The 22,024-nt window shown below is 68.6% G+C and carries 22 protein-coding genes; 3 read left to right on the top strand and 19 right to left on the bottom strand.

Annotated features, from left to right (window positions below; translation table 11 throughout):
* Nucleotides 1-61: 61 nt before the first annotated feature.
* The 10 genes from ACWFRU_RS28460 to ACWFRU_RS28505 all read right to left on the bottom strand — a co-directional run bounded on the left by ACWFRU_RS28460 (nt 62) and on the right by ACWFRU_RS28505 (nt 11,305).
* A complete protein-coding gene (locus ACWFRU_RS28460; protein ID WP_453690986.1) occupies nt 62-514 on the bottom strand; it encodes a cytochrome b in 453 nt (150 codons plus the stop codon).
* Nucleotides 515-787: 273 nt separating this feature from the next.
* Nucleotides 788-2,524: a chitinase gene (locus ACWFRU_RS28465; RefSeq protein WP_453690987.1), complete on the bottom strand. Its 1,737-nt coding sequence runs from the start codon at nt 2,522-2,524 to the stop codon at nt 788-790.
* A 160-nt stretch (nt 2,525-2,684) separates the two neighbouring features.
* Nucleotides 2,685-3,587 (bottom strand): amidohydrolase family protein, encoded by a 903-nt coding sequence (locus ACWFRU_RS28470; RefSeq protein ID WP_453690988.1) that lies wholly within the window; start codon nt 3,585-3,587, stop codon nt 2,685-2,687.
* A 206-nt stretch (nt 3,588-3,793) separates the two neighbouring features.
* The gene (locus ACWFRU_RS28475; RefSeq protein WP_453690989.1) at nt 3,794-4,429 is read right to left on the bottom strand and encodes a hypothetical protein; all 636 of its coding nucleotides are present in this window, start codon (nt 4,427-4,429) and stop codon (nt 3,794-3,796) included.
* A gap of 264 nt (nt 4,430-4,693) precedes the next feature.
* The gene (locus tag ACWFRU_RS28480; protein WP_453690990.1) at nt 4,694-6,118 is read right to left on the bottom strand and encodes an FG-GAP repeat protein; all 1,425 of its coding nucleotides are present in this window, start codon (nt 6,116-6,118) and stop codon (nt 4,694-4,696) included.
* A gap of 254 nt (nt 6,119-6,372) precedes the next feature.
* Nucleotides 6,373-7,932, bottom strand: a complete 1,560-nt coding sequence (locus tag ACWFRU_RS28485; protein ID WP_453691185.1) for an MDR family MFS transporter — start codon at nt 7,930-7,932, stop codon at nt 6,373-6,375.
* A gap of 113 nt (nt 7,933-8,045) precedes the next feature.
* The gene (locus tag ACWFRU_RS28490) at nt 8,046-8,753 is read right to left on the bottom strand and encodes a TetR family transcriptional regulator (protein ID WP_453690991.1); all 708 of its coding nucleotides are present in this window, start codon (nt 8,751-8,753) and stop codon (nt 8,046-8,048) included.
* Nucleotides 8,754-8,974: 221 nt separating this feature from the next.
* On the bottom strand, nt 8,975-9,553 hold the full coding sequence (locus ACWFRU_RS28495) for a DUF6328 family protein (RefSeq protein WP_453690992.1): 579 nt from the start codon (nt 9,551-9,553) through the stop codon (nt 8,975-8,977).
* Between the two features lie 142 nt (nt 9,554-9,695).
* Entirely contained in the window at nt 9,696-9,941 is a 246-nt protein-coding gene (locus ACWFRU_RS28500; RefSeq protein WP_453690993.1) for a DUF6479 family protein, read from the bottom strand.
* Between the two features lie 353 nt (nt 9,942-10,294).
* Nucleotides 10,295-11,305: an ArsR/SmtB family transcription factor gene (locus ACWFRU_RS28505; protein WP_453690994.1), complete on the bottom strand. Its 1,011-nt coding sequence runs from the start codon at nt 11,303-11,305 to the stop codon at nt 10,295-10,297.
* A gap of 258 nt (nt 11,306-11,563) precedes the next feature.
* Between ACWFRU_RS28505 and ACWFRU_RS28510 the strand changes: the two genes are divergently transcribed.
* On the top strand, nt 11,564-11,971 hold the full coding sequence (locus ACWFRU_RS28510; protein WP_453690995.1) for a VOC family protein: 408 nt from the start codon (nt 11,564-11,566) through the stop codon (nt 11,969-11,971).
* A 159-nt stretch (nt 11,972-12,130) separates the two neighbouring features.
* Here ACWFRU_RS28510 and ACWFRU_RS28515 read toward each other — a convergent pair whose 3' ends face one another.
* From ACWFRU_RS28515 to ACWFRU_RS28540, 6 genes are all read right to left on the bottom strand, one after another.
* Nucleotides 12,131-12,577, bottom strand: coding sequence for a hypothetical protein (locus tag ACWFRU_RS28515; RefSeq protein ID WP_453690996.1), 447 nt, complete (start codon nt 12,575-12,577; stop codon nt 12,131-12,133).
* A gap of 122 nt (nt 12,578-12,699) precedes the next feature.
* Nucleotides 12,700-13,839: a DUF475 domain-containing protein gene (locus tag ACWFRU_RS28520; protein ID WP_453690997.1), complete on the bottom strand. Its 1,140-nt coding sequence runs from the start codon at nt 13,837-13,839 to the stop codon at nt 12,700-12,702.
* 237 nt (nt 13,840-14,076) lie between these two features.
* Nucleotides 14,077-14,478: a hypothetical protein gene (locus ACWFRU_RS28525; RefSeq protein ID WP_453690998.1), complete on the bottom strand. Its 402-nt coding sequence runs from the start codon at nt 14,476-14,478 to the stop codon at nt 14,077-14,079.
* Nucleotides 14,479-14,984: 506 nt separating this feature from the next.
* Nucleotides 14,985-15,209 (bottom strand): hypothetical protein, encoded by a 225-nt coding sequence (locus ACWFRU_RS28530; protein ID WP_453690999.1) that lies wholly within the window; start codon nt 15,207-15,209, stop codon nt 14,985-14,987.
* A 504-nt stretch (nt 15,210-15,713) separates the two neighbouring features.
* On the bottom strand, nt 15,714-16,604 hold the full coding sequence (locus ACWFRU_RS28535) for an aminoglycoside phosphotransferase family protein (RefSeq protein ID WP_453691186.1): 891 nt from the start codon (nt 16,602-16,604) through the stop codon (nt 15,714-15,716).
* Between the two features lie 224 nt (nt 16,605-16,828).
* Nucleotides 16,829-18,244 (bottom strand): NAD(P)-binding domain-containing protein, encoded by a 1,416-nt coding sequence (locus ACWFRU_RS28540; RefSeq protein WP_453691000.1) that lies wholly within the window; start codon nt 18,242-18,244, stop codon nt 16,829-16,831.
* A 116-nt stretch (nt 18,245-18,360) separates the two neighbouring features.
* Here ACWFRU_RS28540 and ACWFRU_RS28545 point away from each other — a divergent pair, with 116 nt between their 5' ends.
* Together ACWFRU_RS28545 and ACWFRU_RS28550 are read left to right on the top strand one after the other, a co-directional pair.
* Nucleotides 18,361-19,422, top strand: a complete 1,062-nt coding sequence (locus ACWFRU_RS28545) for a flavin-containing monooxygenase (RefSeq protein WP_453691001.1) — start codon at nt 18,361-18,363, stop codon at nt 19,420-19,422.
* Nucleotides 19,423-19,492: 70 nt separating this feature from the next.
* Nucleotides 19,493-19,861, top strand: a complete 369-nt coding sequence (locus tag ACWFRU_RS28550) for an ArsR/SmtB family transcription factor (RefSeq protein WP_453691002.1) — start codon at nt 19,493-19,495, stop codon at nt 19,859-19,861.
* A 79-nt stretch (nt 19,862-19,940) separates the two neighbouring features.
* Here ACWFRU_RS28550 and ACWFRU_RS28555 read toward each other — a convergent pair whose 3' ends face one another.
* The 3 genes from ACWFRU_RS28555 to ACWFRU_RS28565 all read right to left on the bottom strand — a co-directional run bounded on the left by ACWFRU_RS28555 (nt 19,941) and on the right by ACWFRU_RS28565 (nt 21,914).
* Nucleotides 19,941-20,657, bottom strand: coding sequence for a cation transporter (locus tag ACWFRU_RS28555; protein ID WP_453691003.1), 717 nt, complete (start codon nt 20,655-20,657; stop codon nt 19,941-19,943).
* Nucleotides 20,657-20,992, bottom strand: a complete 336-nt coding sequence (locus ACWFRU_RS28560) for an ArsR/SmtB family transcription factor (RefSeq protein WP_453691187.1) — start codon at nt 20,990-20,992, stop codon at nt 20,657-20,659. The genes ACWFRU_RS28555 and ACWFRU_RS28560 overlap by 1 nt, the downstream gene beginning before the upstream one ends.
* Before the next feature lie 121 nt (nt 20,993-21,113).
* Entirely contained in the window at nt 21,114-21,914 is an 801-nt protein-coding gene (locus ACWFRU_RS28565; RefSeq protein ID WP_453691004.1) for an AraC family transcriptional regulator, read from the bottom strand.
* Nucleotides 21,915-22,024 lie beyond the last annotated feature (110 nt).

A 22,024-nucleotide genomic window follows, 5' to 3' on the forward strand; every position in this document is an offset into this window, starting at 1 on the left:
TCAGGTCTTCGTACCAGATTGCCCTGATCCCGCCGACGCGGCGCAGATAAGTGCGTTGGCTTCATGCCATGCGGCGCAGCAAGTGGCCGCGATCGATCAGTTGGTGTTTGAGCACCAACCCGACGTGCAGCGCCAACGCGGCGAAGAAGACGAGGTGCGCCACGATGTGGGCGACGAGCAGGTCGTCACCGGAGAGCAGCAACGCGATGCCGGTGAGCGGGATGGCGAAGGTGGCCGCATACAAGACCGTCTCGGTGCCGTGTGCCAGGCGTCGCTCCAGTGGGGTCAAGGCGGGCGCCCACGGTGGGAGGGGTGTGGCCAACCGCCATACGAGCCGGGCCAGGCCGAGGACCAGTATCGCGCCCCCCAGCACCACATGGACGGTGAGCAGCGTGTCATCGCCGAAGGGGCCGTAACCGTCCTCGCCGCCCCCGCCCACGGCCTCGTCCCTTCCCCGAGTCCCCGCCCCGCCCACGCCCTCGACCCCGCCCATGCCCGCTGTCGTCGGCGTCAAGCAGATACCCCACTGCGAACTGCGCGGCCATGGCCACGAATATCGCCCAGTGCAGCGCCTTCGTGATTAGCCCGTAGCCGTGCGCACCATTGCGCAGCTGAAATCCCATGCCTCCAAGGTGCCCATCCCTCACCCGGCCAGGCACGCGGCACAGAGTCGAGAGGGAACGTTGGCAGTCTCGGCGGTTGAGGTCAGCCGGGATCGCGCACGGCGGGAGGGCGGTGTGGTCGGGGGCGGGCCGGGGGTGGTCCCTCCGACCCGCCGGGTCGTGCGTCAGGGAAGGCTGTGCACCTTCGGGCCGACCGCGTTCGACCATGCGTTGCCCGCTGTCGCGTCCCAGTTCGTGGACCACGTCATGGCGCCGCGCAGCGACGGGTAGGTCTTCGACGGCTTGAAGGAGCCGCAGCCGGTGCCGCGGGTCAGGCAGTCCAGGGCGTTGTTCACGACCGAGGGGGCCACATATCCGCTGCCCGCGCCGCGCGTCGACGCCGGGACGCCGATCCCGACCTGCGAGGGATCGAGACCGCCCTCCAGTTGGATGCAGGCGAGCGCGGTCAGGAAGTCCACGCTGCCCTGGCTGTAGACCTTGCCGTCACACCCGAGCATCGAACCGCTGTTGTAGTACTGCATGTTGACGACCGTGAGGATGTCCTTCACGTTCAGCGCCGTCTGGAAGTAGCCGCCCGACGTGGACTGCATGTCGATGGTCTGCGGTGCCATCGTGAGCACCATGTTCGGGCCCGCCTTCGCCGAGAGCTGGCGCAGCGCCTTCGTCATGTAGGTGGGGTTGAGGCCGTTCTCCAGGTCGATGTCGACGCCGTTGAACCCGTACTCCTGCATCAGCGCGTAGGCGCTGTTGGCGAACGCGGTCGCGGAGGCGTCGCTGTTGACGGAGATGGTGCCCTTCTCGCCGCCGACCGAGAGGATCACGGACTTGCCGGCGGCCTTCTTCGCGGCGATGTCCGCCTTGAAGTCGGCGGTGGAGGCGTAGCCGACGGCCGGGTCCAGGTTGAAGGTGATCTGCCCTGGTGTGGTGGTGGCGTCGGCGAAGGAGACCGCGATGATGTCGTACTGCGAGGACACGTCCCGCAGCTTCTGCACGGTCGCGCCGTTGTCGAAGTTCTGCCAGTAGCCGGTCAGTGCGTGCTTGGGCACGGTGCCACCGTCTCCGCCGCCGCCCTTGGGGGTCCGTACGGACACCGATGTCGACTTCGCGGACTCCCCCGCCGCGTTCGTGGCGCTCACCTGGAAGTTGTAGGTGGTCTCCGGAGTGAGCCCGGTGACCGTGGTGGAGGCGCCGCCGGGCGAGGCGACCTTGATGCCGTCGCGGTAGACGGTGTATCCGGTGGCCGTTGACACCGGGGTCCAGGACAGGTCCACCGACGTGGACGTCGTCGTGCCCGCCTTGAGGCCCGCCGGAACCGCCGGTATCTCCACCGGGTCGGTGCCGCCGCCCCCGTCAGGTCCAAGGACGCTCACGTCATCCACGTAGTACGCGCTCTGTCCGTACCAGCCGTGGGTGTAGACGGTGACCGACGTGGTGTTCGCGCCGGTGGTGAAGCTGGTGGAGAGCTGCTGCCAGGAGGTGTTGCCCGGCGTCCAGGTCGACACGTCGGTGGTGCCTGTGCCGCGGGCACCCAGATAGGCGTAGCTGCCCTGCACCCAACTGCTCAGCTTGTACGTGGAGTTGGGCTTGACCGTCACGATCTGGGAACACTCGGCGTTGCTCTGGCCGGCCGGGGTGGCCTTGAGCGCCTTGGCGCCGCCGTGCACGGGCGAGGTGACGACGGCGCCGCTGTTCGCAGTGCACGTCCAGTTGCTCAGGTCCGACTCGAACCCGGCGTTCTTGGCCACGTTGACGTCCGCGGCCTTGGCCTCCGCCGCCGTGGCGTCCGCCGATTGCGCAGGCGCGGCGAGCGCGGTGACGGCGAGCGCGGCAGCGGCACCGACGGCGATCGCCGCGCCGATTCTCTGGCGAACGCCAGCTCTGCCCTTACGTACACGGTCCACGGAATGCCTCCAGGGGAGAAGCGAAGGACGAAGGTGAGAGCCGGTGGCCACCGCTACTGTGCGCAAAGCTGGTCCAGACCAATCGAGTTGTCAAGACCTCTGGCAAAGCCGGTCGTCCGCGGAGCGATAAATAGGCCGACGTGGAGCGCCCGCGCCGACGTCAGAGGCCGAACAGGTCTGCCGCGTTGTCGTGACACACGGCCCGCAGCCAGTCGCGCCCCAGTCCCAGCCGTTCCAGCGCCTGGAGTTGATGGAGGTAGGGGTAGGGAATGTTGGGGAAGTCAGTCCCGAGCAGAATGCGGTCACCAAGGTCGGCGAGGCGGGGAAGGGCCTCGCGGGGGAAGGGCATGAAGCTGTCGGTGAAGTCGGTGAACGTCATCGTGGTGTCGAGGCGTACCTGCTCGTAGCGGTCGGCGAGGTCGAGGAACTCCTCGTACTCAGGCATGCCCATGTGCGCCACGATCAGGCGCAGTCTGGGGTGACGGGCCAGGACCCGGGCCACGGGCTCCGGGCCGGTGTACTTGCCGGGTGCGGGCCCCGAACCGCAATGCATCACCACAGGAATCCCGGCCTCAGCCAGCAGCCCCCACGCCGTCTGAAGCCGTTCGTCGGCCGGATCGTACGCGCCCACCTGGATGTGCGCCTTGAAGATCCGTACGCCGGCTTCGAGGGCCTCGCGGACGTAGGTGCCGGTGTCGGGTTCGGGGTAGAGGGTGGCGGTGTGCAGGCAGTGAGGAGTGGCGTCTGCGAATTCGACCGCCCAGTTGTTCAGCCACCGCGCCATGCCGGGTTTGTGGGGGTAGAGCATGGAGGTGAAGGCCCGCACACCGAAGTCGCGCAGCAGGGCCGCGCGCTCCGCCTCTTCCCGCCGGTAGGTGATGGGCCAGGGACGGCCGCCGATCAGGGCACCACCGGTGTCGAAATAGTCCCAGACCTTGCGCAGAACCCGTTCGGGCATGAAGTGGGTGTGCACGTCGATCAGCCCGGGCAGGCCGAGCCCGGTCCAGAAACCGCGAATGTCATCGGCCTCGCTGGTGACGGTGGTGCGGGGGGTGGTGCTCATGTGGGGCTGCCTCCTTGGCGCTGCCTTGTTGGGCGATGCCTCCTTGATGCTGCCCCCATGGGCGCTGCATCCTCGCGGGTGGCCCGCCGTCACTTGAGGCCGCGGGCGGTCACGATCTCACGGATGACGATGCTGGATGCCTGGTGCACGCGGCCCAGGAGCACAGCGGCACAGCGGCACACAACGGCGGTGCGCCGCGCGGGCGTTCAACGCGCGTCCGGACCGGCACCAGCGAACAGATCAAGGTGCGGGGCCTGATCGCCATCGCAGCCATAGCATTCGGTGATCAGCCGCCTGCGATGCCGCCTGCGGCGCACGGCAGTGGCCAGGATGATGGCAGCGCCGACACCGATCCCCAGGGCAGGGAGGGCCATGGCCAGTACCAGCCAGCCCGCCAACGCAGCGAGGCCTCCGGCCTCCCCGAGGGCGTACCGGGACAGCGCGTGGGACGAGCAGGTGATCGCGTGGTCGCCGGCCTGCGACACCTCGATGGTGGAGAGCGGCGTCCAGGTCTCCTCCCGGGTGAGGAACACATCGGCTCCCGGCTCGGTGAGACGCGGGGTGCCGGGACCGGTGATGTCGCACTCCGGACCAGGCGAGGGTCCCGGATACTTCACCCAGATCGTTTTCTGGCTCTCCGGCGCGAGCCGCAGGGTGATGGTGTCCCCGTTGGCGTAGGGATCGCCATGGTCCACGGCGTCGATCGCCTTGGCGAACCGGTACACGCCGACGCTCACGCCCAGCACGAACAGCACGACGGCGACCCCGACCGCGGCGAGATACCAGTGACGGCCGGGCCTCAGTTCACTCGCCGGTATGCGCGGTTGCGGAGAGGGCTGCATCGGCACACTTTGGACCGCGCGTACTTGCTCCCCACCCGGCGTGGACACTCCGGTGGAGCGTCCGGGGCTCCGCCGCCCGGCCACGGGAAAAGGCTGGCTTGGTGCCTGTGCGCGGGGTGGCGGCCGGGAGGGGGCAAGGACACGGTCAAGGGCAGCCTGGTCCTGCCAGGCGCCGCCAAAGCCACGCCCGCGTCGCGCCCCCACCCGGTCACCCGTACGCCCCGGACCCCGGACCCGGCGGGGGCCCATGGCGGGCCACTCAACTCAGTCGTGCAGCCTCTCACCGAACCGCGAGCCCTTGGCGAGGCCGAAGTCGGCCGAGCTGAGGGACTTGGAGCCAGAGCCGGTGAGGCCGGACGACGTGCCCGGCAAGGTCCACAGGCCACCGCTGCGGTCATTCTCGAAGGAGGCTGTCACCGCCAGGTCGCCCTTGCCGTTGTTGTCGTAGTCGGCGATCCGCACCTGTGCACCGAAGAGGTCCCCGGCCTCGGCGGCGCCCGGGACACCCGTGGTGTCCTGGGATATGCGCACCACTGCGGACTGCGCGACACCCGAAGCCGAGCCGCGGAACACGGTGACGTCGCCGGCGTTGTCCAGGTCTCCGAGCTGCTCGCCGTTGGCGCCCACGACCAGTTCGGCCTTGCCGTCACCGGTGATGTCACCGATGTCCACCGAGGCACCCCAGTTGTCGCCGTCCTCGTTGGCACCGGGCACCCCGGTGCTGTCCTGGTGCAGGGTCACCGGGTCGCCGAAGCCCGTTCGGCTGCCGTAGCGGACGGTGACGTAGCCCGAGCCGTCGCTGGGGTCGTCGACGGAGAAGAACTGGGGCCAGGTGAGGGAGGTGGCCATGTCGTCGAAGCCGTCACCGTTGATGTCGCCGAGAGCGACGGCGGTGTCGCCGTCGTACACGCGCTGAATCCGGTTGGGACTGCCCTCCTGGCCCGTGAAGATGTCAGTGCCCGGGCGTCCGGTCCCTGCGTCGCCGGTCACGGCGAGGTCGTCCTTGCCGTCCCCGTTGACGTCGCCCACGGCAGCCTCCGTGTACCGCAGACCCGCACCCGGGACCGCCAGGTTGTACGAAGGCATGGGCTTGCTGTCCCGGGCGAGGCCGCCCTTGTATACGGCGATCGCGCCCGGCTCGATCACCGCGAGGTCCGCGCCGCTGCCGCCGGTGAAGTCCCCCACCGCGACGTCGTAGCCGTGGGCCTGGTGCTGCTGCGGGTTCTGCACGGTGGTCGTGGTGCTGCTGGTGAACGGTTTGTCGCCGCCCCACAGGATGGTGACGCTGCCCTGGCCCTCGTAGGTGTCCACGTCCTCGCCGTCGGCGCCCACGACGAGGTCCGCGTATCCGTCGCCGTCCAGGTCACCGCTGGCCATCGAGATCCCGAAATGATCACTGTCTTCCGGCGTGCCCGGCACTCCCGCAGAGCTCTGGGTCAGCGCGACCTTCTGTGTCGTCAGGCCGTCGGCCGCCCCCAGAGCCACGACCACCTCACCGGCGGCCTCCGCCCCATTGACGGTCTTGTACGGCGCGCCGACGGCGATGTCCCGATGCCCGTCACCGTTGAAGTCATCGGCGAGCTTGGCAGGAGCAGCGGTCGCGGGCGCCACCGGACCAACGGCGAGCAGGCCACCGGTCAGCGTGGTGACGGCCGCAGCGGCAACGACGGTGCGGAAGGGCAGGGGCATGAGGTTCTCTCCTTGGAACTGTGCCGAACGGTGCCGTAGACGATCCAAGGGGCCGAAGGGTTGTACGAGAGGCCCTTCGTCCACGTCGATCGGATCGAGGCCCAGCGCACGGCTCGGCTCGCGGCCCGGGTGGGACTGCAGGTGGTCGGCGACCTCGTCATGGCGCCGCGCCGTACTGATCAAGACCGCGAAGCCCGAGGCGCAACGGTCCACCGTTGCGCCTCGGGCTCACGTCGCGAGCACGCGTCCTGCGGTCAACCGATCGGCGCCGCCGCCGTCTTGTCGGGGGCCGTGTCGGACTCCTGGGCGAGGCGCTCCATGCCGCTCGTGTTCTTCAGGGGCTTCTCCTTGATGAACAGGACGGCGATCAGCGCGAGCAGAGCGAACGGTGTGGCCACCAGGAACAGATCGCCTGTGGCGACGCCGTACGCGTGCTCCACGATCTCCCGCATCGAAGCCGGCAGCGTGGTCATGTCGGGCACACCGTGACCGGCTGCCTGGCCGGAGCCGGCCGGGACGCCCGCCTGGTCCAGGCCCTTGGTCATTTCGCTGGCGACGCGGTTGGCGAGGATCGCGCCGAGGACGCTGGTGCCGATGGTGCCGCCCAGGCTGCGGAAGAAGGACAACACCGAGGTGGCGGCGCCCAGTTCAGCGGCGGGCACGTCGTTCTGTGCGGCCAGGACGAGGTTCTGCATCAGCATGCCGACGCCGATGCCCATCACCGCCATGAAGACGCTGAGCAGACCGAAGTGCGTGTTGGCGTCGATCGTGGAGAGCAGGCCCAGGCCCACGGTCATGGCGACGCCGCCGATGACCAGGTAGATCTTCCAGCGGCCGGTGGCGCTGATGAGCTGCCCCGCGACCGTGGAGGACACGAGCAGGCCGAGGATCATCGGCAGGCTCATCAGACCCGCGATCGTCGGCGACTTTCCGAGGGACACCTGGAAGTACTGGGAGAGGAAGACGGTGCCGCCGAACATCGCCAGGCCGACCAGCAGGCTCGCCAGCGTGGTCAGGGACACGGTGCGGTTACGGAAGATGCTCAGCGGGATGATCGGTTCGGGGACCCGTGATTCCACGAAGACGGCGGCCACGAGCAGCGCCACTCCCCCGCAGACCAGGGCAGCCGTCTGCCAGGACGCCCAGTCGAACTGGTTGCCCGCGAGCGAGACCCAGATGAGCAGCGCGCAGACGCCCGCCACGATCAGGAACGCGCCCAGGAAGTCGATCTTCGCCTCGCGGCGGACGGTGGGCAGCTTCAGGGTGCGCTGCAGCAGCACGATGGCGAGCAGCGCGAAGGGTACGCCGATGAAGAAGCACCAGCGCCAGCCCAGCCACGAGGTGTCCACCAGGACGCCGCCGATGAGCGGCCCGGCCACCGTGCCGACGGCGAAGACGGCACCGAAGATGCCCGCGTACTTGCCGAGCCTGCGCGGCGGGATGATGGCCGCCATCACGACCTGTGCGAGGGCCGTGAGGCCGCCGGCCCCGATGCCTTGGGCGACGCGGCTGAAGATGAGCAGTCCCACGTCGTGGGAGAAGCCGGCAAGGAGCGAGCCGACCACGAACATGGCCAGGGAGAGCTGCAGCAGCAGCTTCTGGTTGTACAGGTCGGAGAGTTTGCCCCACAGCGGCACGGTGGCCGTCATCGCCAGGAGTTCGGCAGTGACCACCCAGGTGTAGGAGGCCTGGCTGGCTTCGAGGTCGGCGATGATCCGCGGCAGTGCGTTGGAGACCACGGTCCCGGCGAGGATGGCGACGAACATGCCCGCCATCAGCCCGGACATGGCCTGGAGTATCTGCCGGTTGGACATGGAGGTTGAGGGCGCCTCTTGGGGCACCGCTGTTGCAGTCACATCGTCTCTTTCAGAGTTCAACGCTGGGCCCCCTCATGCGCAGGGGGCTCCAGAAAAAAATGCGGATCCGGTCAGCGCCGCCCGGACCTGGCCGCCTCTGGCGGCTCGGGCAGACCGGCCGCCAGGTGGTCGAAGACCTCCAGGAAGACGTCCTCGAAGGCCGCCTGGTCCTGGTGAACACACCAGTGCTCCACCGCGATCCGTACGGCCGAGGTCCCGACGGCAGCAACCAGTCGTGGGTACAGCCCCAGCGCCCGTCGTCGTTGCTGGGACTCGGCTTCCGTGTTCTCCGCACGCTCTTTGGAGAACAGGGGCGAGCCGGCGCCGATCCGCTCGGCGACGGCTTCGGCCAGGCCGAGCTCGTCTGCCATGTGCGCCCCGATACTGCGAGCGAGGAGTTCGGGAGACCGGCGCAGCACTTCGGCGTGCAGCCGCCACAGCTCCTGTTGCTGTTCGGTCTCCTGCAGTTCGGCCGCCATCGCGTCGCGCAGGGCGACGAGCGGCGAGAGCCGGCGTGGCGCCTCGAGTACGGCATCGCGGACCCGGGCGCTCGCCTCCGCGCCGACCAGGACGAAGACCTCGTCGCGGGAGTCGAAGTAGTTGAAGAAGGTGCGTGGTGAAACGCCCGCGGCCTCGCTGATCGCGTCGACGGTGGTGTGCTCCACCCCGCGCTCCGCGGCGATGCGTACCGCCGCCTCGACCAGAGCGGCCCGCGTCGCCCGCTTCTTCCGCTCTCGCCAACTGCCCGCGGCAGCCGTCTCCTCATTCGCGTGTTGCATGCTACGCAAAAATGCAGAGCCTGCAAAACACTCATCGGTCCAGGGCAGCGCGCGAGCAGGCCCGTGCGATTGCTGACGAGGAAGGGCGGCAGGTCGACGCCGACGGCGCACGACCTGCCGCCCTTCCTGGAGCGCCGGCGCATGCCGCCCCGCGAGGAAGGCGTGAGCGCTTGGGAGGCGGTCTGTCCCGCCGCCAGCGCCTCTCGCAGTGCGGCGCACTTCTAGGGCCGGAGGCCGGCCTCGCCGCTGCGGCGTGCGGCGGCGCGGCGGCGCAGGCGCATCGGCAGCACGTACCAACAGAACCCGAACCAGAGCATGACCGCCCCGACCAGCACCTCGGCCAAGACACCAGGGACCACGAGGCGCAGGATCAGCAACAGCGTGCAGCCGATGGTCAGGGCGAGGAGCACCATGCCGCAGATCATCAAGCGGCCCGCGGCTTCGACCACTTCATCCTTCATGCGTTGGCCGGAAAGGAAGCGGTGGATGGATACCGGCGCTATCAGAGAACCTGTTGCTGAGGCGCCGAGAACGACAGTGACGACGTAGATGACTCGATCGAATGTGCCCAGCTCCCGGAACAAGGGAGTGAAGGCCACACTGAGCAGGAACCCGAAAAGGATTTGCACGCCGGTCTGCGCGACCCTGGTCTCCTGGAGAATCTCGTTCCAGCGTCGGTTGACCCTTTGGCGGGCATCCTCCGGCGGTTCGCCGCCGCTTGTCCCGCCGCCAGATTCCCGGCGCCCAGGAAAGGTGGGCTCTTGTTCCGCTCGCTCAACCGACGGCTCCGCCATGGTCATTGTTTCCTCCTGATTCAGAAACGACGGATGCCCCGTGGCGGCCTTTTCATGCGGAGTCGTACGGGTTCCCACGCGAGAACAAGTGGCGCTCAATACCCGGCGCCTTCCGAACCGGGAGCCAATGTCCAGCCCATTGCCCCGGTCAGGGATGGGGGTGGCCCTGCTCGGGGTCGTCGGCGGGGGTCTGCCATGTGATGCCGCGCTGGGCTTCTCCGTGGGGTGAACGAGCGGTGTGGGAGGGCCTGGTGGGCGAGGTGCGGCGGGCCGTGCGGCGCCGGCCACTGATGAACATGGCGAGCAGACCCAGAACGACGGCCAGGCCAACGACGACGAATACCAGCGAGCCGCCACCCTCGGCCGCCAACACGGTGTAGTTGTGAGTAGACATATCGCGCGTGTACCCGATCCACGCCGAAAATGCTTCCCTCAGCGGACTGACGGCACCGGCTTGGCGGCGCCCGCGCGATGGGGAAGGGTGTCTCGTCCCGCGGCACCCAGACTGCCGCCCAAGCCGTCGGATATCGCCTTGAGCCGCCAGATGTCGCAATTCACTTAATTGCTGACGGGAGGTCGACCCGAAGTTCCAGGTCGAACGGGGGCGGGGGCGACTTTCGTAAAAGATGGGGCGCGGAGGCGGCTCCCCCGCAATGGCAAGTGGCGTACCGGTCGAGCGACTTGAGTCCGCCGTGGCGCCGCAGGGGGTCTTGCCTGTGTTGCCGGGGATGTGGCCGTCGTGCCGGTCTACGGCGTGGGCGGGCCGGTCGAGGGGGCGGGGTTCAAGATGGCCCGAGCCCGCGGGGTGTGGCGGTAGTGGACGTGTCGTCCGTCGCGTTGGCGTTGGATCAGGTCGGCGGCGAGGAGGCGGGAGAGGTGGAAGGAGACCGTCGCGGGTGCGAGATGGTGCATTGTCGCCAGCGCCGTGGTGGTGCGCGGTTGGGCCAGACTGTGAAGGATCGCCAGCCGGGTCGCGCCAAGGACGGGGGCTATACGGGGGCTGGTGTCATCCGAGGTGCCCATGGGGATGGCCAGTTGGGCATCCCCGGGGCGCAGGGGCGCGTGCAGGCCGATGCGGTCCAGGTAGAGGCTGGGGATGAGCGCGACGGGATGACCTCCAGGGACCTCTCCGTCATAGCCCGAGGTGACGGTCAGGGCACCTTCCTCCCAGCGTAACGAGGGGTGCAGGGCTGCCAGGGCGCTGCCGAGGCCTTCACGGGCTGCGACGGCGGCATGCCGTTCGACGAAACCCTCGAAGCTCGCGATGGTCTGCGACCAGTACGGCGCCATCGCCTTCGACCACAGCCAGTGCAGTTCGCGCGCAAGACGCTCACGCAGCTCGCTCTCACCGACCTCGATCCGAGCACGCACCTGCTCGTCGGCCCCCTCCAACTGTCCCTCCCCAAGCCAGGGACAGCGGCTCCTGCGGTCCTGTCCCCCGGCGAGGAAGGCGGTGAACTGAGTGCTCACCGTGCGCGTCGGCGCCGTCGCGAGGGCATGCAACTGGTCCTCGACGGTCGGCAAGAAGGAACGTGGCGCCGGAGTGAGCAGTTCCGGAAGGTAGGCGGTATAGCCGCGCGCTACGGCTGCGAGGGTCGGCAGTCGGCCCGAGGACAGCAACGCCTTGACGTGCTGAAGCCGGGGCGGCGTCTTCGGCGCTTCGGCGATGGCGACCAAGGCCGCGGCCAACTCTCCCACCGGTGAGACCGCCCAGCGCAGACCGGCCAGTCGCTCGGCCGACATGTGCACGCGAATCACGGATCCGCACTCCCCGTTCGTCGACGACCCCACTTGCGCGGTTCGTCGCAGGCCAGCTTTCGAACCTGATCGAATCAACGCACGAGGCACGCCCCGGGTTCCTACGATCCAAAGGCCTCAGCAGGAGAGGCGGTGATCGGTGATGCGTGCTCTTCGGCAGATGCACGGATCCGCCCCCACCACCTGATCCGTGTCCACCACCTGATCCGCCTCCGCCAGCTGTTGCACCGTCACATACCAGAGGAAAGGCACGTCTTCGTGAGCCAGCAGATGATCTTTGTGAACCTCGCCACCCGCGACCTCGACGCATCCAAGAAGTTCTTCACCCAACTGGGCTTCTCCGCCGACGACCAGTTCAGCGACGACACGACGGCCGCGATCCCGCTCAGCGACAACATCCACGTGATGCTGCACACCCACGAGAAGTACGCCCAGTTCTCGAAGAAGCGGATCATCGATTCCACCACGTCGAGCGAGGTGCTTCTCGCGCTGAGCGCAACCAGCCGTGAAAAGGTCGACGAGCTGGTCGACAGAGCGATCGCCGCAGGAGGCTCGCCCAGCGGTGAAACTCAGGACCACGGCTACATGTACGGCCGCGCTTTCGACGACCTCGACGGGCACACCTGGGAGGTCATGTGGATGGACCCGACGGCGGGACAGGAGTGATCACAGCCAGGCCGGGGCCCAGAGGGCGCTGTGGGCGCTGAGGGTACAACCCTGACCTGAGGGCGCTGACACCATTTGTGTCCTTGCGGCGGTCGTTGCCTCCCCCTGGCAGGGACCGCCGCACAGACGCCCTGAAGGCCGCCGGCTTCGCCTTCGTGATCAGCTCTCGACAGACACGGGTTCCGCGTGCGCCGACACGGCGCTGAGGTAGAGACCGTCGCCGCTGACCCGCAGCGTCGGGGGCAGGCCGTCCCCCAAGGCATACGAAACCTCGGCGGCCGGATAGCCGAAGAGGTCGATGCCGCGAAGGACAACGGGGCAGGCAGAGGGCGCCGTGAGCGTGAGGGCGTCGCGGGTGAGGCCGATTCGGGCCACGCCAGCGGTTTCCTGGTGCCGACCGTGGCGGTCCGTGGTGTCGCCGTATGCCTCGAGCGTCAGGCCCTGGTACTGCGCGCTGAAAGCCCAGCGGGCGCCACAGACCCAGCCGTCGCGAACGTCCGCGACGGTGGCGACGGCCCACTGGGCGGCGCGCTCGTCCATGCCGAAGCGGAGGATGCCGACACCGCCGGGCAGCCGGAGACCGACTTCGGGGAGCAACTCGAACATGCGGAGATGCTCCCAACGAAGGGCACTGCGCCACAAGCCGCAGACGACGATCACCCGCTGCCGGCTTCCCGGCGTCGCTCTTCGGCAGCCACTGCTACGTCGCTGCCGCTGCGCCGCGGCTCTCAGCCCCCGCTTCGGGCTGCCACGGTGCTTTCCTCGCTTTCCTCGGCTGCCGCGAGCCTCTTGTTGCGGCGTACCGACGACCAGAACGACGAGGCGATCAGGATGACACCGACGAGGCCGGTGATGACCTCATTGATCTCGTACTGGATCGTCACCAGGAGGATGGCGGCGAGGGCGCCGATCGCGTAGTGCGCGCCGTGCTCCAGGTAGACGTAGTCGTCCAGGGTGCCCTGGCGGACCAGGTAGACGGTGAGCGAACGGACGTACATCGCGCCCGTGCCAAGGCCCAGCGCCATGAGCACGATGTCGTTGGTGATGGCGAAGGCGCCGATGACACCGTCGAAGGAGAACGACGCGTCCAGGACCTCCAGGTAGAGAAACATGAAGAAGGCGGCTTTCCCGGCCAGTACCACTGCGGGCGCGCCGCTGCCGCTGTTCTTGGCCTCCTTCTCGGCCGCCTGTTCACGCTCCTCCTCGTCCTGCAGGCGGCGCTCGAAGAAGCTGGAGAGTCCGCCCACGACGAGGTAGGTGACGAGTCCGGCGACACCGGACAGGAGCACCGTCTCGGACTTGTTCACGTGCGTGCCACCGTGCTGATGAGCGTGCATGGCGACCGTCATCGCGGAGACCATGAGGACGATGAGCGCGATACAGACCGACAGCATGTCGATCTTGCCGAGTTTGGCCAGCGGGCGCTCGAGCCAGCCCAGCCACTTGATGTCACGGTCGGCGAAGATGAAGTCGAGGAAGATCATCAACAGGAACATGCCGCCGAACGCGGCGATCGACGGGTGAGCGTCGGTCACCAGCTGCTGGTACCGATCCTTGTCATTGACCGCGAGGCGCACGGCCTCAACCGGGCCGATCTTGGCGCTGACCGCGACGATCAGGACGGGGAAGACCAGTCTCATCCCGAAGACCGCGATCAGGACGCCGATGGTGAGGAAGATCTTCTGCCAGAAGGCGTTCATCTTCTTCAGGATCCCGGCGTTGATCACCGCGTTGTCGAACGACAGCGAGATCTCGAGGATCGCCAGGATCGCCACGACCCCGATGGCCGTCCATCCGCCGTAAAACACCGCCGCGACCAGGCCGAGCGCGGTGACCGCGAACGACCAGCCGAACGTTTTCAGAACCACTGGCTTCTCTCTCATGGGACGTCGGGCGGTCGGGGTGCCTCAGCGCCGGGGAGCGGTTCACCCGAACGCTCCCGGACTCTGATCACCAACGCTTCCCTCACCTGGTGCCCTTTCGCGGCACTTCACACTCCCGCCCTGGAATCTGCCGCCAGGTGCCGCTGCCCATTCCTGTCGCTGCTCATTCCTTCAGCTCCTGGACGCAGCTCGTGGCAAGGCCACCGGCCGGCGTCGCGCCGATCAGATGGCGGGCTGATCGGGGTCGCAGCTGGCGCGGCGCAGGCCGATGGTCCGCAGCGCGGCGCGCAGGGCGGCTTCGTCTCCGTGCCGGACGGTGTGGACCTTTCCCTCGGCTTCTTCGAATAGGCGCGATGGGAGGGGCGGTTCCGCTGAGACGTGCCAGATGACGCCGCTGGGAGGATCCAAGTTACGTAGCGCGCGAAACGTCGCGGCAAGCTCTGCCGGGGTCCCGGGAACGGCGGTGTCGATGACGACGATGTCCGGGAGCAGAGCCCTGGCCTGCGCCAGGGCAACAGAGGGGTCGGCGGCGTGGGAGATCACGCGGTAGTGCGGGCCGTGATGGATCAGCGGGCGCAAGGACCTGATCCTGTCGTCGTCGGCCAGAAGCAGCACGGTCATCATGCAGCCAGCATGCTTCCAAGTGCTCCCTACCGCCTGCCCGTGGTCGGGACCCGCAGGGCCCGCAGTGGTGCGAGCCCGCTGGCGGCCCGGCGGTGCCGACGCGAATGCCCCTGCCAGCGCACCGGCAGCGCCCCTAACAGCGACTACGACGGCGGGCGGTCACGCCGTGTCGAGTTGGCTGCGGATGTACGGCCTTCCACATGCTCCGCCCAGGCTAGGGACCGTGGTCGTGGCAAACCGCCGGGCTGGTCGCCGCTGGCCTGGCGCTGCCGCGCTGCTCGCGATCCTCGCCGTACTCATGACCGCGACCCCCATTTCCCCGCGCCGCGTCCCTCACCCTGACCGCAGGCAAGAGTCCGTTTCCTGAGGCTGGTGCCGATGGCCCCGCTCCTCGAAAGGGCGAAAGGGCGCCTGCCCGTCAGACGGCGATTCAAGGTCTGGCCGACCAGGCTATGACGACGCGCTTGCTGTACTTACTGTTGGCAGATGCCTCGGCAGATCAGCAATCAGCTGAAGCCACGTTCAGTGAAGGCACAACCCCCGCGTTCGGCGTAGGGCAATGCCTGCCGGGATACGAGCCTTGGAACCTGCCGGAAGTACTGATGGAAGCCCGAGGCCCGGAACTTCAAGTCGAATGCGTGGCCTTCGATGTGCCAGAGCGGACAGTGTGCAAAGTTCGGGCGAGCATCATCCGGCACCAGCCGGTGCACTGTGTCGACCTCCAGGTCCATGGCCACCCCCTTGAAGTCGAGGTCACCCTCCAGGTCGAAGACATCCTCGAAGACGAGTGTCGCCGGAGAGACCCAGAACGAAAAATGTGTGGCGGGCGGGACCGGGTGGACCCAGCGGACGATGTAGTCAGGTCCAGGAGAAGACGCGGCAGGATGTCGTCAGTCGGCTGGACGGACAACCCGTGGATGGTGGCGTCGTGCCACCCCATGCCCTCGAAATCTGCGTCGCTCCAAGTGCTCTTGGAGAGACCTGAATTCTCGTGGCTACCGTTGACCATGCCCGAATCCAACCAGACGCCATAAAGGAAACGGTCGCAGACCTGGCTTGCTCAAGAGGGGACGGGGCCCTGGGAGTGAGGCTGGTCGCCCCCGAGTGCGTCGACGGATCATGGTCTCGGGCAGGGCGGGATATGCCGTCTCAGCTGATCTGTTCTTGTTGATGCCTTTGTCGGTGGGAGGGAGGGCACGCGATCGTCTCTACCAGGGTTTGCGGTCGAGGCGGCATCACTCCGTCGATTCGAGAATGCGGGCGAGTGTCTGTCGGCCCATCTTGCTCATCGGCGGATTGCTCGCGACGTAGTACCAGACGACACCCATCGCCTGTTCGAACGCCCATGCCTTGCCTCGCTCCCACTCCAGATCGTCACAGGCCAGGATCCCCCGGAGCACGTCCCGCGGGCCTGACTGCAACAGGTGCCAGGCGCTGACCAGATCCAGCGCCGGGTCGGCCGGGCCGAAGCCGCCGGTGTCGAGTACGCCGCTGAGTCGGTCTCCGGCGACCAGTACATTGCCGGGGATCAAGTCGCCATGGCTCATCACGTCGGCACCTGTGCGCGGCAACTCCCGGAACCGGCTCCACAGTTGGCGCAGACGGGGCACGTTGAGCAGCCCCTCGCTCTCCTCGAAACACTTCGCCATCCAGTCGTCGTGGTGAGCGAGAACGCCACCCCGCCCTTCGCCGCTAAATCGCCGCCCCCGCGTCTCGGCACCCCGCAAGGCTGCGATGAAGGCCGCAAGGTCCTTGGCAAAAGCGTGCGACCCACTCGGGTCGGCATCCAGGGCGATGGTTCCCGGCACCCACGTCTGCACCGACCACGGCATGGGGTAACCCGCTCCGGGCTTCCCCAAGGCGACGGGCTTTGGAGCGGGGAACCGGGACACCTGTGCCAGCTCCGCGCTCGCCTGGGCTTCCCGTTCCAGTACCGCCAGCGTCTCGGCGGCATCGGCCAGACGCAGAGGGAAACGCGCGGAGAGATCGTCCCCGATACGGAAGATGGCGTGGACCGTCCCGGTCGACGACAGGAGCTGGATCGCCTTGTCGCTCCACTGTGGGAACTGTCGCCGGATCAAGGTCGCAACGCTCTCGGCCGTCACGTGCACTTGGTCATCGTGCATGGTCAATCTCGCGGGCCCTTCCCTAGTCCAGTTCGCACGCCACAGAGAGACCAGATCACCTATGACGAGAGTCAGTATTCAGACGCCGGGGGCCAGATCAACTGAAATTTGCGGCCACCCAGGCATCACCACCGTTCTGCCCGCCCCCAAGTCACGGCTGCGGCTTGCGGCTGCACACCAGATCACCTGAGCCCTGAAATCCCGGACGAGTGCGGGGAGTCGGGTCAGCAGCCGCCGGTCGAGGCCGACGCGCCGACCCCGATCTGCAGGGTGGAGGGCGCAGCGCAGCAGCCGCCGCCGTCCTGCTTCTGCCCCTGCTCCTGCGCGGCTTCGGGCTCGTCGAACAGGCCCGCGCCGCCGCAGACTCCGGTCTCCGGGAGGGTCAGTTCGACGCGCTCGGCGGCTTCTTGGTCTCCGGCGAGGGCGGCGGCGATGGAGCGGACCTGCTCGTAGCCGGTCATGGCCAGGAACGTCGGGGCGCGGCCGTAGGACTTCATGCCGACGAGGTAGACGCCCTTCTCCGGGTGGGAGAGCTCGCCCACGCCGTGGGGGTAGACGGTGCCGCAGGAGTGGACGTTGGGGTCGATCAATGGGGCGAGCGCGACCGGAGCCTGGAGGCGCTCGTCGAGGCCCAGGCGCAGTTCGGAGACGAAGGAGAGGTCGGGGCGGAAGCCGGTGAGGACGATGACCTCGTCGACCGGGTCCAGGCGACGGCCGTCCTCGGAGACCAGGGTCAGCTGATCGCCCGTCTTCTCCACGGCGGTGGTGCGAAAGCCGGTGACGGCGTCGGCGTGGCCATCGTCCACGGCTGCCTTCGCGGCGAGGCCCAGTGCACCGCGGGCCGGGAGCTGGTCGGCTTCGCCGCCGCCGAAGGTGGCACCGCCGATGCCCCGGCGCAGGACCCAGAGCGCATGGGTGCCCGAGGTGTCCTTGGCGAGGTCGGCCAGGTAGGCGAGCGCGGTGAAGGCGGAGGCTCCGGAGCCGATGACGGCGGTGCGCTTGCCCGCGTATCGGGCGCGTACGGCAGGGTCCTTGAGGTCGGGCACGCGGTAGGAGATGCGGTCGGCTGCGGTCTTCTCGCCGAGCGCGGGCAGTCCGTCGCCGCCGATCGGGCTGGGTGTGGACCAGGTGCCGGAGGCGTCGATGACGGCGCGGGCGATGATGCGCTCCTCGCGCCCGTCGGCGTAGGCGACGTGCACGGTGAAGGGCTGCTGGTCGCGGTCGGCGTCGACGACGCGGTCACGGCCCAGGCGGGAGACGCCGGTGACGGTCGCGCCGAAGCGGACCCGCTCCCCCAGGACGTCGGCCAACGGCTGCAGGTAGCGGGAGGCCCAGTCGCCGCCGGTCGGGTACGTCACGCCGTCGGGCGCGGACCAGCCGGTAGGCGCCAGGAGCTTCTCGGCGGCGGGGTCGACGACCTCGCCCCAGGTGGAGAACAGGCGTACGTGGCTCCACTCGCGCACCGCGCTGCCCGCCGAGGCCCCGGTTTCCAGGACCAGCGGCTCGATACCGCGCTCGACGAGGTGCGCGGCGGCGGCCAACCCGATCGGGCCGGCTCCGATCACCACGGTGGGCAGGGCGGTGGTGGACGCCTGGGCGGTCGGCTCGGACGACTCGATCGGCTGGGATGACTCGCTCATGGTGACTCCCTCGTTGTTTCGACACCTGTCGATGGCTTGCGCGGCCAGCATGCCACCTGTTTCGATAGGCGTCAACATAGGCGTTTATCGAAACAAGGAAGGCTCGGGAGATCGTCATGGAGCAGATCGATGTCGCGGTCATCGGCGGCGGGCAGTCCGGCCTGGCGGCGGCCCACGCCCTGCGTCGGCAAGGGGTGAGACCGATGGTGCTGGAGGCATCTAGGCAGGCGGCCGGATCGTGGCCGCACTACTACGACAGCCTGACCCTCTTCTCCCCGGCCCGGTACAGCTCGCTGCCCGGGCTGCCCTTCGGCGGGGACCCGGAGCGCTACCCGCACCGGGACGAGGTCGTCGACTACCTGCTCCGGTACGCGAGCCGGCTGGACGCGGACATCCGCACCGGGCACCGCGTGCGCGAAGTCCGCGCGGCCGGCGCACTGTTCACGCTCACCCTGGAGAACGGCAGCCTGCTGGCGGCGCGCGCCGTGGTGGCGGCCACCGGTGGCTTCGGACGGCCGACGCTGCCCGCCCTGCCGGGCCTTGATTCGTTCACCGGCAAGGTGCTGCACGTCGCCGACTACCGGGCGCCTCGGCCGTTCGCCGGGCAGCGGGTCGTGGTGGTGGGGGCGGGAAACTCGGCGGTGCAGGTCGCGGCCGAACTCGCCGCCCATGCCCGCGTCAGCCTGGCAAGCCGGGCGCCGGTCAAGTGGTTCAAGCAGCGCCCGCTCGCTGGGCGCGACCTGCACTTCTGGCTGAATGTCACCGGCCTGGACATCGCCCCGCTCGGCCGCTTCCAGAAGCGCCCGGCCACCATGGCGGTCATCGATGACGGCCGCTATCGGGCAGCACTGACCGCCGGCGCTCCCGATCGACGTCCGGTCTTCGCCTCGGCCGAGGGCTCCAAGGTGACCTGGCAGGACGGCACCGTCGAGGACGTCGACACGTTCATCCTGGCCACCGGATACCGCCCCGACCTCGGCTACCTGGCACCCCTGGGCGCACTCGACCCGGACGGCCGCCCCCTCCACCGTGACGGCATCTCTCTCACGGCGCCGCGCCTCGCCTTCGTAGGGTTGGAGTGGCAGCGCAGCCTGTCCTCGGCCTCCCTGCGGGGCGTGGGCCGCGACGCGCAGCGCGTCGCCCGGCGCCTCGCGGCCGACCTCCGCCGCGGCGCATAGCAGCGAGGCGGCCCCCTCCGGGGCACTGCTGCGCCTGGGACTTTGCTTCGACATGTGTCAACATAGACGTATGTCGAACACGAAGGTGCTGCCGCTGCTGGACACGCAGGGCGTCGAGCCGTGCTGCCCGCCCCTCACCGAACGGCCGATGAACGCCGACGAGGCGGAAAAGGCCGCGCGGATGTTCAAGGCGCTCGGCGATCCGGTGCGCCTGCGCCTGTTCTCGGCCGTGGCGTCGCACGAGGGCGGGGAGGCGTGCGTGTGCGACATCTCCGATGTCGGCGTCTCCCAGCCCACCGTCTCCCACCATCTCAAGAAGCTGAAGGAGGCCGGGCTGCTCACCTCCGAGCGGCGCGGCACCTGGGTCTACTACCGCGTCGAGCCTTCCGTGCTGGCTGGGATGGGGCAGCTGCTGACACCCGCGGCCGCCGCGACCTGACCCCGGCGGGAAAGCATCCGGGCGGCCGTCCAGGATGGGCAGGTCCACTCAGCCCCTGCCACCCGGGACGGTCATGCGGTCATGCGGTGCAGCAGCAGTCGCAGCCGGACCGGCAGGCGCCTGCACCCTCCTTGTCCGCTGGCGCCGCACCGGCAGTGACCGAGGGCGCCCAGCAGCCCTTGCCCTGCAAGGCATCCCGGCCTTCCTTGACCGCGACGGCGGCTATGACCAGGGCCGCGAACGGGTCGGCCCAGGACCAGCCAAGTGTCGCGTTGAGGACGAGACCGAGCAGCAGGACGGCGGACAGATAGGTGCACAGCAGGGTCTGTTTGGAGTCGGCGACCGCAGTGGCGGAGCCGAGTTCGCGACCCGCACGGCGCTGAGCCGCGGACAGGAAGGGCATCACGGCCAGCGACAGGGCAGCGATGACGATGCCAGGAAGAGACCGTTCGGCCTCACCCGCTCCGGCCAAGGCCCGCACGGCGTCGACGCTGACGTACGCGGCGAGCACGAAGAAAGAGACGGCGATGATCCGCAGCGCGGCCTTCTCCCGTGCCTCGCGTACGGCGTGGTCGCGGGCGGAGAACTGCCAGGCGACCGCGGTGGCCGAAGAGACCTCGATGACCGAGTCCAGGCCGAATCCGACAAGTGCGGTGGAGGAGGCGATCGTTCCTGCGGTGATCGCGACGATCGCCTCGATGACGTTGTAGGTGATGGTCGCCGCGACCAGAAGTCGGATGCGGCGAGCCAGCGCGTCGCGGCGAGCCGGGGACGGGCCGAGGGATATCGCCGCCATCAGCAGCAGCCCTTCGCCGCGGCGTCCTCGCAGGTGCGGTCGGTCTCCACCGCGACCACCGCGGCGCGCAGGTCATCCAGCGCGTGCCCCAGGCGTTCGTCCGCCAACTCGTATCGGGTACGGCGCCCATCGGGCGTGGTGATCACCAGACCGCAGTCGCGCAGGCAGGCCAGATGGTTCGACAGCCTGGTGCGGGAGATCCCGAGAGCGTCGGCGAGGTCGGAGGGGTAAGCCGGGGCTTCCCGCAGCGCGAGCAGGAGCCGGCAGCGGATCGGGTCGGCGAGCGCGCGGCCGAATCGGGCCAGCACCTCGATGTCAGGGGCGACGGTCAGCACCACTGGAAAGTACATGAACTCCTGAATTCAGGAAATCCTGAACCGTTGTTCGGTGGAGACGCGGGCTGCACACTTCTGCCCGCCGAGCGGATCACGACGGGTCCGCGACCAATGGCATCGGTCATGCATCGGCAGCGCTCGCAGCGGATGCCTCGAACGAAGTGTCGCTGTTGAGGTAGCGGCCCGGCGACGTGCCGACGGTTCGCCGGAACGCCGCGAGGAAGGCGCTTGGTGTCGCGTATCCCACGGTGTGTGCGACCCGGGAGACGGGCTGGCCCTCGGCGAGCAGGGGAAGCGCGGCACGCAGCCGCACATGGGTGCGCCAGCGGTCGAAGTGCATGCCGGTGTCATGGACGAACAGCCGGGTCAGAGTGCGTCGGCTCACCCCGATGGCCCGTGCGTGCGCCTCACAGCTCCGTGCGTCCGCGGGGTCGGCGAGCAGCGCGTCGGCAACAGCACGCACGCGGTCGTCGGTGGGGTGCGGGACATCGATGGGCGTGGCCGGCAACGGCCGGAGCAGATCCTGCACGACCGCTTCGGCCCGTAGCCGCGGGTCGGCGGGGAGGTCCTCACGGCTGAGGTAGGCGATCAGGTGGGCCAGCAGCCCGTCGACTCCGACCGGCGTGGGGTCCGCCCAGTTGAGGTCGCATCTGTCTGGATCGAAGTACAGGCTGCACAGCACCGCCTCGCGGGTCGCGCCGGTCCGGTGGACCACCCCCGCGGGCAGCCACAGCGCCCGTGTGGGTGGCAGGACCCAGTAGGCGTCCTCGACGGCGACACCGAGCACACCACGCCGCGCCCAGGCCAACTGGTGCTGGGGATGGCTGTGCGGGATGAACCACTGCCCGTACGCCAGCGGAAAGTTCCCGACGACTATCGCGCCCACCCCGGGCGGGACGTCTCCCATCGCGGCATTGGTCATGGCTTCGAGCCTATGTCCTCAACGCGATACACCCTGGCCTGGTAGCGCATCGCGGTCAGCGCAGCCGGTGCATAGCGTCATTCGCATGCTGATCAACCACCCAACGCACC

The organism is Streptomyces sp. NPDC055099 (assembly GCF_053607685.1).

Bases quoted from the DNA above. Each gene is read 5' to 3' on its own strand.
- ACWFRU_RS28470 (WP_453690988.1), bottom strand. From the start codon at position 3,587: ATGAGCACCACCCCCCGCACCACCGTCACCAGCGAGGCCGATGACATT.
- ACWFRU_RS28475 (WP_453690989.1), bottom strand. From the start codon at position 4,429: ATGCAGCCCTCTCCGCAACCGCGCATACCGGCGAGTGAACTGAGGCCC.
- ACWFRU_RS28480 (WP_453690990.1), bottom strand. From the start codon at position 6,118: ATGCCCCTGCCCTTCCGCACCGTCGTTGCCGCTGCGGCCGTCACCACG.
- ACWFRU_RS28485 (WP_453691185.1), bottom strand. From the start codon at position 7,932: ATGTCCAACCGGCAGATACTCCAGGCCATGTCCGGGCTGATGGCGGGC.
- ACWFRU_RS28490 (WP_453690991.1), bottom strand. From the start codon at position 8,753: ATGCAACACGCGAATGAGGAGACGGCTGCCGCGGGCAGTTGGCGAGAG.
- ACWFRU_RS28495 (WP_453690992.1), bottom strand. From the start codon at position 9,553: ATGACCATGGCGGAGCCGTCGGTTGAGCGAGCGGAACAAGAGCCCACC.
- ACWFRU_RS28500 (WP_453690993.1), bottom strand. From the start codon at position 9,941: ATGTCTACTCACAACTACACCGTGTTGGCGGCCGAGGGTGGCGGCTCG.
- ACWFRU_RS28515 (WP_453690996.1), bottom strand. From the start codon at position 12,577: ATGTTCGAGTTGCTCCCCGAAGTCGGTCTCCGGCTGCCCGGCGGTGTC.
- ACWFRU_RS28525 (WP_453690998.1), bottom strand. From the start codon at position 14,478: ATGATGACCGTGCTGCTTCTGGCCGACGACGACAGGATCAGGTCCTTG.
- ACWFRU_RS28530 (WP_453690999.1), bottom strand. From the start codon at position 15,209: ATGGACCTGGAGGTCGACACAGTGCACCGGCTGGTGCCGGATGATGCT.
- ACWFRU_RS28535 (WP_453691186.1), bottom strand. From the start codon at position 16,604: ATGCACGATGACCAAGTGCACGTGACGGCCGAGAGCGTTGCGACCTTG.
- ACWFRU_RS28540 (WP_453691000.1), bottom strand. From the start codon at position 18,244: ATGAGCGAGTCATCCCAGCCGATCGAGTCGTCCGAGCCGACCGCCCAG.
- ACWFRU_RS28545 (WP_453691001.1), top strand. From the start codon at position 18,361: ATGGAGCAGATCGATGTCGCGGTCATCGGCGGCGGGCAGTCCGGCCTG.
- ACWFRU_RS28550 (WP_453691002.1), top strand. From the start codon at position 19,493: ATGTCGAACACGAAGGTGCTGCCGCTGCTGGACACGCAGGGCGTCGAG.
- ACWFRU_RS28555 (WP_453691003.1), bottom strand. From the start codon at position 20,657: ATGGCGGCGATATCCCTCGGCCCGTCCCCGGCTCGCCGCGACGCGCTG.
- ACWFRU_RS28565 (WP_453691004.1), bottom strand. From the start codon at position 21,914: ATGACCAATGCCGCGATGGGAGACGTCCCGCCCGGGGTGGGCGCGATA.